The 14,483-nt window shown below is 64.2% G+C and carries 16 protein-coding genes; 5 read left to right on the forward strand and 11 right to left on the reverse strand.

Translation table 11 applies throughout. The features are described from left to right. Positions 1–81: 81 nt before the first annotated feature. The 11 genes from IV454_RS04285 to IV454_RS04335 form a co-directional block, all read right to left on the reverse strand. Complete coding sequence (locus IV454_RS04285; RefSeq protein WP_206090470.1) at positions 82–1,617, reverse strand: alpha/beta hydrolase family protein; 1,536 nt, start codon at positions 1,615–1,617, stop codon at positions 82–84. 10 nt (positions 1,618–1,627) lie between these two features. Then, a complete protein-coding gene (locus IV454_RS04290; protein ID WP_206090471.1) occupies positions 1,628–2,659 on the reverse strand; it encodes an L-threonylcarbamoyladenylate synthase in 1,032 nt (343 codons plus the stop codon). Next, positions 2,656–3,831, reverse strand: coding sequence for a 5-(carboxyamino)imidazole ribonucleotide synthase (locus tag IV454_RS04295; protein WP_229522060.1), 1,176 nt, complete (start codon positions 3,829–3,831; stop codon positions 2,656–2,658). Before IV454_RS04295 ends, IV454_RS04290 begins: the two co-directional genes overlap by 4 nt. A gap of 2 nt (positions 3,832–3,833) precedes the next feature. After that, positions 3,834–4,334, reverse strand: a complete 501-nt coding sequence (purE, locus tag IV454_RS04300) for a 5-(carboxyamino)imidazole ribonucleotide mutase (RefSeq protein WP_206092545.1) — start codon at positions 4,332–4,334, stop codon at positions 3,834–3,836. 2 nt (positions 4,335–4,336) lie between these two features. Next, positions 4,337–5,233, reverse strand: a complete 897-nt coding sequence (locus IV454_RS04305; RefSeq protein WP_054268283.1) for a phosphoribosylaminoimidazolesuccinocarboxamide synthase — start codon at positions 5,231–5,233, stop codon at positions 4,337–4,339. 17 nt (positions 5,234–5,250) lie between these two features. After that, positions 5,251–5,610 (reverse strand): GFA family protein, encoded by a 360-nt coding sequence (locus IV454_RS04310; RefSeq protein WP_206090473.1) that lies wholly within the window; start codon positions 5,608–5,610, stop codon positions 5,251–5,253. 95 nt (positions 5,611–5,705) lie between these two features. Then, entirely contained in the window at positions 5,706–6,770 is a 1,065-nt protein-coding gene (gene fba / locus IV454_RS04315) for a class II fructose-bisphosphate aldolase (RefSeq protein WP_206090474.1), read from the reverse strand. Between the two features lie 156 nt (positions 6,771–6,926). After that, entirely contained in the window at positions 6,927–8,375 is a 1,449-nt protein-coding gene (gene pyk / locus IV454_RS04320; protein WP_054268280.1) for a pyruvate kinase, read from the reverse strand. Between the two features lie 48 nt (positions 8,376–8,423). Then, positions 8,424–9,638 carry a phosphoglycerate kinase gene (locus IV454_RS04325; protein WP_206090475.1) on the reverse strand — a complete coding sequence of 405 codons (1,215 nt, stop codon included), beginning with the start codon at positions 9,636–9,638 and terminating at the stop codon, positions 8,424–8,426. Positions 9,639–9,700: 62 nt separating this feature from the next. Beyond that, a complete protein-coding gene (locus tag IV454_RS04330; RefSeq protein WP_206090476.1) occupies positions 9,701–10,030 on the reverse strand; it encodes an AzlD domain-containing protein in 330 nt (109 codons plus the stop codon). Then, complete coding sequence (locus tag IV454_RS04335; RefSeq protein WP_206090477.1) at positions 10,023–10,793, reverse strand: AzlC family ABC transporter permease; 771 nt, start codon at positions 10,791–10,793, stop codon at positions 10,023–10,025. The genes IV454_RS04330 and IV454_RS04335 overlap by 8 nt, the downstream gene beginning before the upstream one ends. 212 nt (positions 10,794–11,005) lie before the next feature. Between IV454_RS04335 and IV454_RS04340 the strand changes: the two genes are divergently transcribed. The 5 genes from IV454_RS04340 (at position 11,006) to IV454_RS04360 (ending at position 14,457) form a co-directional block, all read left to right on the forward strand. Beyond that, complete coding sequence (locus IV454_RS04340) at positions 11,006–11,200, forward strand: zinc-finger domain-containing protein (RefSeq protein WP_054268276.1); 195 nt, start codon at positions 11,006–11,008, stop codon at positions 11,198–11,200. Positions 11,201–11,248: 48 nt separating this feature from the next. Continuing rightward, positions 11,249–11,674: a YybH family protein gene (locus IV454_RS04345; RefSeq protein WP_054268275.1), complete on the forward strand. Its 426-nt coding sequence runs from the start codon at positions 11,249–11,251 to the stop codon at positions 11,672–11,674. Positions 11,675–11,686: 12 nt separating this feature from the next. Beyond that, positions 11,687–12,703, forward strand: coding sequence for a YheT family hydrolase (locus IV454_RS04350; RefSeq protein WP_370663769.1), 1,017 nt, complete (start codon positions 11,687–11,689; stop codon positions 12,701–12,703). Further along, positions 12,696–13,283, forward strand: a complete 588-nt coding sequence (locus IV454_RS04355) for a DUF2946 family protein (RefSeq protein ID WP_206090479.1) — start codon at positions 12,696–12,698, stop codon at positions 13,281–13,283. Before IV454_RS04350 ends, IV454_RS04355 begins: the two co-directional genes overlap by 8 nt. A 136-nt stretch (positions 13,284–13,419) precedes the next feature. Then, positions 13,420–14,457, forward strand: a complete 1,038-nt coding sequence (locus IV454_RS04360; RefSeq protein WP_206090480.1) for an Rpn family recombination-promoting nuclease/putative transposase — start codon at positions 13,420–13,422, stop codon at positions 14,455–14,457. The last annotated feature ends 26 nt before the right edge of the window (positions 14,458–14,483 follow it).

Below are 14,483 nucleotides of genomic sequence, written 5' to 3' on the forward strand. Positions count from 1 at the left end.
AGTGCAACAGAACGTGCCGTGTAAAAAAGTTGCCGGATTATATCAACCGTTCCGGCAAGCGTGCGCTAATTTCATCCGCGCTCAAGGCGCCAGCGCGGCGTTGAAGAAAGCGCGCGCGGCACTCAGGCAAAACGGCGCCACCAGGCCGGCGTGGTAGGCGTCGGCCACGGCGCGTTCGCCCGATTTGCCATCCTTGATGGCGTCGAGCTTGACGGCCAGCTTGGCGGTGGCGAAGCCGATCTTCACCGAGCGGTAGGGATCGCTGCTGCCCGGGGTGTCGTCGACATCGACCTCGGTGACCAGCGCGGCGCCGCTACCGGCGCGGAAATAGTCGACCGCGGCGCGCGTGTTCAGGTACGCCACGGTGCGGTCTTCATGGCCGCCGCACAGCAGCAGCGGCGCGGCGGGGGCGAAGGTGCGCAGGTCGTTTTTGACGAACAGTTTGCGCAGCGGATGCCCGGGTGCGCAAGCCAGCGGCGCGCCGGCCGTGACGTTGCACGGATTGGCCTTGAGATCGGCCAGGTAGGCGTTGCGGTAGCTGGTCTTGAACAGGTTGCCGGCACCAAAAGCGTCGGCGTAGCCGTCCGCCTGCGGCAGCGAATCCTTGGCGAACAGGGCGTTGTCGGGCCAGCCCGGGGTCTTGAGCAATGCTTCCACCGTGATGGCGCCGCTGGCGAATTGGTCGACCGCAGCGGCGAACGGCGCTTCGTACAGGTCGCTGGCGGCGCCGTACACGCCGGCGTTGGCGCGCTGGCCGGCATTGATCAGCGCCGGCAGGAAAGCGGTGGCGCCCTTGCCCGGTTTGCCGGCGAACATCTCGTCGCCGAACTGGCTCAGCGCGTATGGACCGGACATGCCGGCCACGGCCGTGACCTTGAATTCGCCGGCCAGGTTCTGCATGGCGCGCTGGGTGGCGACGGCCACATAGCCGCCCTGCGAGTAGCCGGTCACGAACAGCTTGCCGGAGTCGCCCGTCTTGATGGCGCCGAACACGCTGCGCGCGGCGCGCAAGCCGTCGATCATATCGTTCGATTGCTGCGCGGCATCGAGGTATGGATGGTAGGCCAGGGTCGAGCTGTCATAGCCGGCGTAGTTGGGCGCGACCACGATATACCCGCGGGCGGCGAACATGGCCGCGATCAGGCGCGACTCGGTGCCGGACAGGGTCGACATGTCGTAGTTCCGGTCGGCCGTGGTGCCGTGCGCGTACAGCAGCACCGGACGCTCGCCGCTGCAAGCCGGATCAGTGCCCGACGGCACCATGATGGCGGTGCTGGCATCGGTCGCCTCGCTGCTGCCGCCGACGGTGTTGTAGCGCACCTTGTAGGTGGTCACGGCGCACTTGAGGTCGCCCGTGAGGGCCGTGGTGCCGCTTGCCAGGGAGTCGAGCAGCTTGCTGAACACGGCCGGTTCCAGGGTCGTGACGTTGGCGCCGTTGGCGCTGACCGGCATCACGGCGGCGCCACCGCCGATCACCTGGCCGCGCGCCGGCGCCCGGGTTGGCGTCGGGGTGGGAGTCGGGGTGGGCGTTGGGGTTGGAGCCGGGGCCGGCGCGTCGCCGCCGCCTCCACAAGCCGTTAATGATAGGGTGAGGAGGGCAGCAAAGGCGAGGCGCATGATCAGTCAGTCAGGAAAATGGTTCGTGGTTGAGCAGGCCGTGCACGATGCCAGTCGATCCATGCGCCGCGCGGCGCAAACGGTCGTTTACGCCCAGCCAGGCATCGTCCTGCGGCGGTGCTTCGACCAGAATCAGGTCGGCCCCGGCCGTATCCATCGCGCGCAGCGCCGCATAAAGTGCGTGAGCGAAACCTTCCGGGCTTGTGGGTAACTGACTCTCAGCGAACACATCCGGGAAGTCGGTGTAGTGTATCAAAGCGACATTTTTTCCCGCGTTCTTCAATCGTGCGAGGGTGTCGGCGATCTCGGCGCTGGCTTGCATGGCCACCGGCGTGTGCGGCGCGTAGTGCGATTCCAGGGTGCCGGAGGCACGCGGGGCGGCCGCATCGGGCGCGGCCGGCAGCGAATCGATGACGGCGGCGATTGCTTCTGCGCTGATGTGGCCGGGGCGCAGCAGCACCGGGCCGTGCGTCGCCAGGCGCGACAGGTCGACGATGGTCGACTCGATGCCGACCGCGCTCTGTCCACCGTCGAGCACGGCATCGACCGTGCCGTCAGCGCCGAACTCATCGATGACATGCCGGGCCGTGGTCGGGCTGACATGGCCGAACTTGTTGGCCGAGGGTGCGGCCACCCCTCCCCTGCCGCCCTTGAACGCTTGCAGCAGCGCGATGGCGACCGGGTGCGAGGGACAGCGCAGGCCGACCGTATCCTGGCCGCCCGAGACGGCGTCCGGAATGTTCGGGGCGCGCTTGAGGATCATGGTCAGGGGGCCGGGCCAGAAGGCGGCCGCCAGTTGCTGCGCTTCGGCGGGAATGTCGGTCGCCCAATAGCCCAGGTCGGCGCCGGGCGCCACATGGACGATGACCGGATGGTCTTGCGGACGGCCCTTGGCCTGGTAGATGCGGGCCACGGCGTCCGGGTTTTCGGCATCGGCGCCCAGGCCGTACACGGTTTCGGTCGGCAAGGCCACCAGCCGGCCCTGCTCCAGCAGCCGGGCGGCCGCCTCGATGGCGGCCTGGTCGAGCGCAGGGTGCGTCATGCCGGGATGCCGAGAATGACGCAGGCTGCGGCCAGCTGGGCCTGGGCTTGCACCAGGGTCGGCGCGATGAAGGTCACATGGCCCATCTTGCGGCCGCGCCGCGCCGCTTCCTTGCCGTACAGGTGCAGGCAGGCGCCGGGCAGCGCCAGCAGCTCGGCCCAGGCCGGTTCGGACGGGGTCTCCGAGCCGGGCGCGAACCAGATGTCACCGAGCAGATTGAGCATGACGGCCGGCGAATGCTGGCGCACCTCGCCCAGCGGCAAGCGTGCCATGGCGCGCACCTGTTGGGCGAACTGGCTGGTCACGCAGGCATCCATCGTGTAGTGGCCGCTGTTGTGGGGACGCGGCGCCATTTCGTTGACCACCAGCGAACCGTCGGTGAGCACGAAAAATTCGATGCACAGCACGCCCACATAGGCCAGCTCGTCGACGATGACCTTGGCGGCTTGCTGCGCTTTGGCGGCGCTGTCAAGCGAGACATTCGGGCCGGGAACGGTGGTGGTGAACAGGATGCCGTCGCGGTGCACGTTTTCGGCAATCGGGTAGACCACCGACTGGCCATCGGCGCCGCGCGCGGTCAGGACCGATACTTCGTAGGCCAGCGGCAGCATTTTTTCGAGCAGGCAGGTCACGCCGCCCATGGCATTGAATGCTGCGCGGACATCGTCACGGGTGCGGACCACGGACTGGCCCTTGCCGTCATAGCCCATGCGCACGGTTTTCAGGATGCCCGGCAGCAGCAAGTCCTCGATGCTGTCGATGTCTTCCAGGGTGGCGATGGTCTTGTGCGGCGCCGGGGCGACCCCGGAACGGGCGGCGCAAGCGGCCAGGAAACGCTTTTCGGCAATGCGGTCCTGGGCAATCGCCACGCAGTCGGCGCCGGGGGCGACAAAGGCGTGGGTGGCCAGCAGACGCAGGCTGTCGGCGGGCACGTTTTCGAATTCGGTGGTCACGGCCACGCAGGACTGGCCTAGCTGGGCCAGTGCCGTTGTGTCGCTGTAATCGGCGGCGATCAGGCTGTCGGCGGCGTGCCCGGCGGGACTGTCGGGCGCCGCTTCGAGCACGGCCACCTTGAAACCCATGGCCTGGGCGGCGTGCACGAACATGCGGCCGAGCTGGCCGCCGCCCATGACGCCGAGCCGGGCCGGTGGCAAGAAGGGTGAATGCGGCATCGTCATACCGGCAATACCGAGGCCTTGGCGGCGGCGGTCTGGCGCGCGCGGAATTGTTCCAGTTGCGCGGCCAGGGCGTCGTCGGTGCAGGCAAGCATGGCAACGGCGGCCAGCGCCGCGTTGGCCGCGCCCGCTTCACCGATGGCGAAGGTGGCGACCGGAATACCTTTTGGCATCTGCACGATGGACAGCAGCGAGTCCTTGCCCGACAGATAGCGCGACGGCACCGGCACGCCGAGCACCGGCACGATGGTCTTGGCGGCGATCATGCCGGGCAAGTGGGCGGCACCGCCGGCGCCGGCGATGATGGCGCGCAAGCCGCGCGCGCGGGCGCTGTCGGCGTAGGCGAACATTTCATCGGGCATGCGGTGGGCCGAGACGACTTGGGCTTCGAACGGGACGCCGAAGTCCTTGAGCATGTTGACGGCGTGTTGCATGACTTCCCAGTCCGACGAGGAACCCATGACGATGCCGACCAAGGGCTTGTTTTCTGCAGTGCTCATCATCAAGCCTTCAGGGTGGAGCCGGTCAGGCGTTCAAGCGCTTCGACGTATTTGGCGCGGGTGTTGGCGATGACCTCATCCGGCACGGCCGGGGCCGGTGCGGCCTTGTTCCAGTCGGTCAGGGTTTCCAGGTAGTCGCGCACGAACTGCTTGTCGTACGACGGCGGCGACATGCCGACCTGGTAGCTCGACATCGGCCAGAAGCGCGAGGAGTCCGGGGTGAGGATTTCATCGATCAGGTGCACCGTGCCGTGCTCGTCCAGGCCGAATTCGAACTTGGTGTCGGCGATGATGATGCCGCGCGTGGCGGCGTATTCGGCGGCGGCGGTGTAGAGCTTGATCGCGTAGTCGCGCACCTGGGTGGCGATGTCGGCGCCGACGATCTTCTGGGCTTCGTCGAACGAAATGTTTTCGTCATGGGCGCCGGCCGGGGCCTTGGTCGATGGCGTGAACAGCACGTTCGGCAATTTTTGCGCTTCCTGCAGGCCGGCCGGCAAGTCGATGCCGCAGACCTTGCCGGTTTTCTGGTAATCCTTCCAGCCGGAACCGATCAGGTAACCGCGCACGATGGCTTCGATACCCAGCGGGGTCATTTTCTTGACCACGATGGCGCGCCCTTCGACTTGCGCGCGTTCTTCGGGCGAGACCAGCGACACTGGGTCGATGCCGGTGTCGTGGTTGGGCATCAAGTCCTTGTACTTGGCGAACCAGAAATTGGACATGGCCGTCAGGATCTTGCCCTTTTCGGGGATCGGCTCATTCAAAATGACGTCGAAGGCGGACAGGCGGTCGGTCTGGATGACCAGCAATTTGTCGTCGCCGACGGCGTAAATGTCGCGGACTTTCCCACGGTGCAGGAAAGGCAGGGACTTCAGGTTTGTTTCGAGAACGCCAGACATGTGAATCCTTGAGGTGGTTAGGGCAGCCAGCCCGGCTTGCTTTCAGTGTGCAATTCATGCGCCACCCGGCCTTCGTAGGGCGTGTCGAAGGTGCCCAGGGTGACGGCGATACGGTCGCTGTGGTCCGCCATCTGCCAGGTCAGGTTGGCGCCGCACACGCCGCAGAAGGCGCGTTCGACCCCGGGTGACGAGGCGTAGCGCGTGATCGACTCCGCACCGGCGACGATGCGCAGGGCGGCGGAGGCGACGTTCGCATAGGGGCCGCAGGCGGCGCCGTGCTGCTTCTGGCACATGGTGCACCAGCACAGGCTGGTGCGATCGACGTCGCCGTGGATTTCGTAGCGGACCGCGCCGCAAAGGCAGCTGCCTGTGTACATGATGAAAGATGGTAAAAAAAACAGCAAAAATGACAGTGGTAAAAACACACGCGCCCGAGGGCGCGTGTGGGTGCTACGTGTGCTCGACCTGCAGTTTACTTCACGATCTGGGCCAGTTCACCCTTTTTGTAACGCTCGGCCATCTTGTCCATGGTGATGACCTTGATCTTGGCGGCCTGGCCTTCGCAGCCGAACGCCAGGAAGCGCGCCTTGCAAATCTCGGTCGCCGCTTCGCGCGCCGGTTTCAGGAAGTCGCGCGGATCGAACTTGGATGGGTTCTCGAACATGTACTTGCGCACGGCCGCGGTCATCGCCAGGCGGATGTCGGTGTCGATGTTGATCTTGCGAACGCCATGACGGATGCCTTCCTGGATTTCTTCGATCGGCACGCCGTAGGTTTCCTTCATGTCGCCGCCGAATTCGCGGATGATGGCCAGCAGTTCCTGCGGCACCGACGAGGAACCGTGCATCACCAGGTGGGTATTCGGGATGCGCGCGTGGATTTCCTTGATGCGGTCGATGGCGAGGATATCGCCGGTCGGCTTGCGCGTGAACTTGTAGGCGCCGTGCGAGGTACCGATGGCGATCGCCAGCGCGTCGCACTGGGTGCGCTGCACGAAGTCGGCCGCCTGCGCCACGTCGGTGAGCAACTGTTCGCGGGTCATCAGGCCGTCGGCGCCATGGCCGTCTTCCTTGTCGCCCTTCATGGTTTCGAGCGAACCGAGCACGCCCAGTTCGGCTTCGACGGTCACGCCGATCGAGTGCGCGAATTTGACGACTTCACGCGAGACATCGACGTTGTACTCGTAGGAAGCGACGCTCTTGCCGTCGGCTTCGAGCGAACCGTCCATCATCACCGAGGTGAAGCCGGAGCGGATCGCGGTCATGCAGACCGCCGGCGACTGGCCGTGATCCTGGTGCATGACGACCGGAATGTGCGGATACGCTTCGACAGCGGCATCGATCAGGTGGCGCAGGAAAGCTTCGCCGGCATACTTGCGCGCGCCCGCGGACGCTTGCATGATGACCGGGGAACCGACCGCATCGGCGGCAGCCATGATGGCCTGCACCTGTTCGAGGTTGTTGACGTTAAACGCAGGCAGGCCATAACCGTTTTCGGCGGCATGGTCCAGCAGTTGACGCATGGATACGAGGGACATGGTAATACTCCAAACAATAGAAACCGGTGTGCTGCCACGGGAGCGCAGACCGCGCGGATAGCGCGCAACGCTGGTGGGCAACGGCGGCGGGGGCTGTGATTCAGCCGGGGCCGCATATTCAATGCATGCCGCGCCCACGAGGGGCGCGGCGATCAATTAACCAAACTCGCCGACGCGCACGATCTTCAGTGCGTTGGTGCCGCCGACCTGCCCCATCGGCTCGCCCCAGGTAACGACGATCATGTCACCCTTTTTGACGATTCCCTTGGCGACCATCAAGTCCTCCGCCTGTTTCAGCACAGCACTGCTATCGCCTTCCTGCATCAGGTTGTAGGCGCGCACATTGCGGTACAGCGAAGCCTTGCGGTGCGTGGTGGTACTCGGCGTGAGGGCGTAGATCGGCGTGTCGATACTGTGACGGCTCATCCACAAGGCGGTCGAACCGGACTCGGTCAGGGCCACGATGGCTTTCACGCGCAAATGGTGGGCGGTGAACAGGGCGCCGTAAGCGATCGACTGGTCGATGCGGGTAAACGTGACGTTGAGGAAGTCGGCGTCGAGCTTGTTGTACTCGGACTGCTCGGCTTCCAGGCAGATCGCGGCCATCATTTCGACCGTTTCGATCGGGTAGCGGCCGGAGGCGGTTTCAGCCGAGGTCATCACCGCATCGGTGCCGTCCAGCACGGCGTTGGCGACGTCGGACACTTCGGCGCGGGTCGGCACGGCGTTGACGATCATCGATTCCATCATCTGGGTGGCGGTAATGGCCAGCTTGTTCGATTCGCGCGCCATGCGGATCATGCGTTTTTGCAGCGCCGGCACGGCGGCGTTGCCCACTTCCACGGCCAGGTCGCCACGGGCGACCATGATGCCGTCGGAAGCGTCGAGGATTTCCTGCAGCACGGGAATCGCTTCGGCCCGTTCGATCTTGGCGATCATCATCGGCTTGTGGTGGAAGGGTTCGCCGGCGATATTGGCCAGCTGGCGCGCCATTTCCATGTCGGTCGCGCTTTTCGGGAAGGAAATAGCGAGATAGTCGGCCTGGAAACTCATGGCCGTCTTGATGTCTTCCATGTCCTTGGCGGTCAGGGCCGGCGCGGTCAGGCCGCCGCCCTGGCGGTTGATGCCCTTGTTGTTGGACAGTTCGCCGCCGACTTTGACCACGGTGAAAATTTCGTGGCCGAGGATGCGCTCGACCACCAACACGATCAAGCCATCGTTGAGGAGAAGCTTGTCGCCGGGACGCACGTCGCGCGGCAAGGCTTTATAGTCGAGGCCGACTCTTTCCTGGTTGCCCAGTTCGCCGTTATCGCCCCACCTGGCGTCGAGGATGAACTTTTCGCCGTTTTCCAGGAAAATCTTACCCTGTTCAAATTTACCTACACGAATCTTGGGACCCTGCATGTCCGCCATGATCGCCACTTCACGCCCGCACTGGGCGGCGGCGCGCCGCACCAGGTTGGCGCGGTCGATGTGGTCCTGCGCCTTGCCGTGCGAAAAATTCAGCCGGACGACATCGACACCCGCTTCGATCATGCGGACGAGAATATCGAAATCGGTCGAAGCCGGGCCAATCGTTGCGACGATCTTGGTACCACGAAACATAGAGTGTCCTTGAAGTGAAAGCGCAGCCGGGAAGGCTGCGCTATGGGCTTACTGGGAACTGCGTTGTAACAGGATTTCAACTGCCGGCAGGGTTTTTCCTTCGAGGAACTCAAGGAAGGCGCCGCCGCCCGTGGAGATATAACCGATTTTATCGCTGATCGCGTACTTTGCAATCGCGGCCAAGGTGTCGCCGCCGCCGGCGATGGAAAACGCGTTGGAGTCCGCGATGGCCAGCGCCAGGGTTTTGGTCCCTTCGCCGAACTGGTCGAATTCAAACACGCCGACCGGGCCGTTCCAGACGATGGTGCCGGCCTTGGCGATCTGTTCGGCCAGCATGGCGGCCGTTTTCGGGCCGATGTCGAGAATCATGTCGTCATCCGCCACATCCGTCACATCCTTGACGGTGGCCGCCGCCGTTGGCGAAAATTCCTTGGCGCACACCACGTCCACGGGAATCGGCACCTGGGCGCCGCGCGCGGCCATCATGTCGATGATGGCTTTCGCTTCCGCGACCAGATCGGCTTCGGCGAGCGACTTGCCGATGTTCAGGCCGACCGCTTTCATGAAGGTGTTGGCGATACCCCCGCCGACGATCAGCTTGTCGACTTTGTCGGCCAAGGCTTTGAGGATCGACAGCTTGGAGGAGACCTTGGAACCGGCCACGATGGCCAGCAGCGGACGGTTGGGGGCGCCCAGCGCCTTGCCCAGGGCATCGAGTTCGGCGGCCAGCAGCGGGCCGGCGCACACCACTTGGGCGAATTTCGCGATGCCGTGGGTGGTCGCTTCGGCGCGGTGGGCGGTGCCGAAGGCATCGTTCACATAGATATCGCACAGCTTGGCCATCTTCTGGGCCAGCGCGTCGTCATTCTTCTTTTCGCCCTTGTTGATTCGGCAGTTTTCCAGCAGCACGACCTGGCCCGGCGCCAAGGATTCCAAACCCACCCCATCGACCCAGTTTTGCTTGAGTTCAACAGGCTGGCCCAGCAGTTCGGCCAGGCGCGCGGCGACCGGCGCCAGGCTGTCTTCCGGCTTGAATTCGCCTTCGGTCGGACGGCCCAGGTGCGAGGTGACCATGACGGCGGCGCCCGCCTTGAGGGCGGCGGCAATCGCTGGCACGGAGGCGCGGATGCGGGTGTCTTCGGTGATCTTGCCAGTGTCATCTTGCGGCACGTTGAGGTCGGCGCGGATGAACACGCGCTTGCCTTGCAGGGCGTGTTGGTCGATCAAGTCTTGCAAACGGGTGAAGTTCAGAACAGCGTGCATTGGCGATCCACGAGTCAAATGATGAAAGAACGCTATTTTACCGCAAGCCCAGCCCGAAAACCCTACTGTAAACAGATACGCAAGACGGTAAAGAACAGCATGCCGAAAATGATGGTTTCAAGCATATTTCTTCGCAGCAGGTAATAGCCGGTCGCGGCCAGGCCGGCGATCAGCTTGAAGTTGCCCAGGCCCAGTTGCACCTGGCCTACGTTGTCCAGCAACAAGTCGGGCGCGATGATGGCCGCCAAGGCGCAGGCCGGCGCGAAACGCAGCATTTCCTGGACCCGCTTGGGGATGGTAATGTGGTGGCCGATCAGCCAGAACGAGCTGCGCGTGGCGGCGGTGGCAAAGGCCAGGGCCACGATGGTGATCCAGATGTCGAGGTCAGACATGGGGCTCTCCCTTGGCGGCGAGGCGTTTCCGGGTGCGTTTTTCGTTCACTTCCTGGACCGCCATGGCGGTCAGCATGCCGAGCAGGACGGCCGCCAGCAAGCCCAGTTTGTACGGCAATTCATAGGCCAGCACGGCGGTGGCAGCGGCCACCAGCACGCCGCACAGGGCGGCCCGGTTGATGGTCAGGGGAATCATAATGCAAAGAATGGCCAGGCTGCCGGCAAAGCCCAGGCCCCACTCGGTGGGGACCGTACTGCCTAACAACACGCCGGCGATGGAGCCGACCTGCCACGAAACCCAGTTGGGATACAGCAAGCCCTTGAGGTAAGACACCTTGCCGTGGGCCGGTTCTTCGCTGGGGAAACGCTGCAGGAACAACGCCACGGTCAGGTCGCCCGCCGTGTAGCCGAGCAAAAAGCGCTTTTGCCACGGCAGGTGGGCAAAATGGGGGGCCAGCAAGGCGGAAAAGATGACGAAACGCAGGTTGACCACCAGGGCGGTGGCGAATACCACCCAGATAGGCGCATTGGCCGCGATCAGGGGCAGCGAGGCCAGTTGGGCCGAGCCGCCGAAGACGATCAGGGTCATGCCCAGCGCTTGCGCCACCGTCAGGCCGCTCTTGACCATCGCAATGCCCACCACCAAACCCCATGCGCCGATGCCGAACAGGGTCGGCAGGCCGGTCTTGAACGCTTCGCGCCAGATGGCCTGGTCTTCGTCGTCAGGACGCAGCGCGGCCGGGGGCGGAGTCAGGTCATTCATGTGGTTTTCTTGCCACAACAAGATCTGGCAAGGTGTACAAATGAAACAATGCGGTCTGGCATGAAGCGCAATCAGGGTGAGCGCCGGAACGCCTGTTTTCATAGGGAAATTAGCGAGCGCGGCCGTAATTCGGTAAGGGTATTTTACCGATCATTTCGGCTAATTGCCCGAATCCGCTAAAATCGAGGTTTTGCATGCCTGACGGAGAATCCATGAACGCCACGAAAACGCCAGCGGTAGAACTTGGCGACAAAGACTTGCCAGCCCATTGCCCGAATCCGGCGATGCCGCTGTGGTCGTCGCATCCGCGCGTCTTCCTCGATTTCGGCCACGACGGCCTGGCCAAGTGTCCGTACTGCGGCACCGAATACCGCTTGAAGCCCGGCACCGTGATGGCGCACCACTAAGCATCCCGGTCTTGCCCGGCCCCCTCCCCCACACATTGCCGAGGCCGCATGAAACGACGCAAACAACTCAACGGTAGCGCGGCCGAGGTCGAAGCCGCGTTCTATGAAGCGCTCAACCGTGCCGATGTCGAGGCGCTGATGCTGCTGTGGGCCGACGATGAGGAAATCGTGTGCATTCACCCGGGCGGGCCGCGCCTGCTCGGGCATGCGGCGATCCAGGCGTCGTGGGAAGCGATCCTGGAGCGGGGCGGCCTGCAGATCCGGCCGTCGCAACTGCACGAGACGCATAATTTGATGAGTTCGGTGCACACCGTCATCGAAGGCGTGACCTCGACCGCCGGCGAGCCGGCCCATCTGCTGGCCACCAATGTCTACATCAAGACGCCGCAGGGCTGGCGCATCGTGCTGCACCATGTGTCGGTCGCGCCCGGCGTGGCGCCGGCGCACGAGCATTCCACCTCAAGCCTGCACTGATGTCAACCGCCGATGCCGTTGCCGTTGCCTTATAAATCGCCCCTGTGGCTGCCCGGCGGACATCTGCAAACCATGTATCCGGCCGTGGCCATCGCGCGCCCGGCGGTGGCGTACCGGCGTGAACGCTGGGAGGCGCCGGACGGCGACTTCGTCGACGTCGATTTCGTCGATGGCGAACCGGGCAAACCCTTGGTGGTGCTGTTTCACGGGCTGGAAGGGTCGTCCGCCAGCCACTACGCGCGCGCCTTGATGGCGGCCGTGGCCGTGCGCGGCTGGTCGGGCGCGGTGCCCCACTTTCGCGGCTGCTCGGGCGAACCGAACCGGGCGCCGCGTTTCTACCATTCGGGCGACGCTGGCGAAATCGACTGGATCGTGCGGCGCTTGCGTGCCCGCACGGAAGGCAAGCTGTACGCGGCCGGCGTCTCGCTGGGCGGCAATGCGCTGCTGCGCTGGCTGGGCGAATCGCAACGCCAGGCCGGGATTGTCGATGCGGCGGTGGCGGTATCGGCACCGCTCGACCTGGCGCGCGGAGGCGAGTCGCTCTCCTCGGGGCTGAACATGGTGTACACGCGCATGTTCCTCAAGACACTCAAGCCCAAGTGCCTGGCCAAGCTGGCGCAGTTTCCGGGGCTGTTCGACCGCGATTCGCTCATGGCCGCGCGCGATTTGTATGCCTTCGATAACGTGGTCACCGCGCCGCTGCACGGCTACCGCGATACCGACGATTACTGGCACCGCGCCAGCGCCAGGCATGTGCTGGGCGACATCACCGTATCGACCCTGGTGCTCAATGCGCGCAACGATCCGTTCTTGCCGGGGATATATTTGCCGAAGACGGCCTCGCGCGCGGTGACCCTGGAGTATCCGGAACATGGCGGGCACGTAGGTTTTGCGGCCGGCAATCCGCCGGGACGGCTGGACTGGCTGCCGCGCCGCATTCTGGGTTTTTTCGACGCGGCGCAAGCGACTTTCCAAGCGACGCGCGCGCCAGGCGCGGACGAACTATGCGAAGCTGCCGCCCATGGATGATATTGTTAAAAAAGCGATGGCCAAATGGCCGGATGTGCCGCATTGCTACGGCTGGCTGGCACTCGATGCGCGCGGCGCCTGGCGCATGCGCGACGAACGGGCCCAGCATCTGAACCTGCCCGGCGCCAAGGTGGTGCAAACGGCGCTGCTCGGCTTCATCAACCGCAACTACATGGCCGACGAGCGCGGCTGTTGGTATTTCCAGAACGGGCCGCAGCGCGTGTTCGTGAACCTGGAAGCGACGCCGTTTATTGCGCGCACCGATCCCACGCAAGGGCTGGTGCTGCACACGGGCGAGGCGGTCGATACGGTCGAGCGGGCGTGGATGACGGAGAGTGGCGAACTGATCGTATCGTCGGCGGGCAAGATCGCGCAGCTCGATGACCGCGACGTGGCGCAACTGATGACGGCACTGGAGATCGACGGCAACAGCGCATCCGATGAGGCGCTGATGGGCTGGCTGGAAGGCGGAGCGGACATACTGACACTGGGTTACAAGGGCCGGGCGGCACCGGTCGAGAGGATTGCGCGCGAGCAGGTGGCGGCGCAGTTGCACTTTGTCAGGATGCCGGCGCCCTAAGGTGATGGCATCGATATACGCACCAGCGGCCCCGCCGCCACCGGGCGTGACGACGCATCGGTCGACCACCTTGCAGGGTGCCGCGCACACCTGAGGCAGCGCAAAGGCTGCGCAAGGACGCTCGCTACAATGCGCCATGCCTGCCACTCACGATCTCGGATACCGTTTGCTGTTCGCCCACCCTGAACTGGTGCGCGAACTGGTCACGGATTTCACTTCCTTCACCCTGCTCAATGACGTTGCGCTATCGGCCTTTGAGCGGGTCAATCCGGCGTATGTGAGCGATCATTTGTCGGCACGCCAGGACGATATCGTCTGGCGCGTGCGGTTGGGCGACGAGTTCCTTTACGTGTACATCCTGCTCGAATGCCAGTCCGGCGTGGACCGCTGGATGGCGCTGCGCATGCAGACCTACATCGGTTTACTGTACCAGGACCTGGTCAAGGGCCACCAACTGTCGCCGGGCTTGCTGTTGCCGCCGGTGCTGCCGCTGGTGTTCTACAACGGTGTGCCGAACTGGAGCGCCAGCCTGGAGCTGGCCGGACTGCTCATGCAAGCGCCCGCCGAGCTGGCGGCCTTGCAGCCATCCCAGCGCTACGTGCTGATCGACCAGCAGCGCCTGGACAAGACGGCGCTGGAAGCGAATGCCAGCTTGCTGGCGCTACTGTTCCGGCTTGAACTTTCGGCCGCTCCCGATGTCTTATATGAAGTCATGCCTGCCCTGACGACGTGGTTTGCAGCCGCGCCCCAGGCCAACCTGCGGCGGTCGGTTCAGGTGTGGATCAGCGCTCTGCTGGCGCGCGGAGCCAGCGAACAGGCATTGTTAGTGGTTGGCAATGTGGAGGAGGGTGCCGACATGAAGGGGAAACTTGACATTTGGGCCGAGGAGTTCGAGGAGATCGGCTTTCAAAAAGGCAGCGCCGAAGGCATGGCGAAAGGAAAGGCTGAAGGCAAGGCTGAAGGCAAGGCTGAAGGACAAATAGTAGCATTGCGCGGAGTGCTGGGAAGCCTGTTGCGTATCAAGTTCGGCGACGTGCCGGAATTGGTCATGAAACGTATTGACCAGGCCCCGGAAGCGGAACTGCATCGATGGATCGAGCACAGCGTCAACGCGCCCACTCTGCCAGCCATCTTTGGCCGCGATGCGGCGCCCACCCAAGGACAGTCTGGCTGAAGCCGAACGCGACATCCTGCCCGCGG

This window comes from Massilia antarctica, assembly GCF_015689335.1.
GTDB lineage: Bacteria > Pseudomonadota > Gammaproteobacteria > Burkholderiales > Burkholderiaceae_D > Telluria_A > Telluria_A antarctica.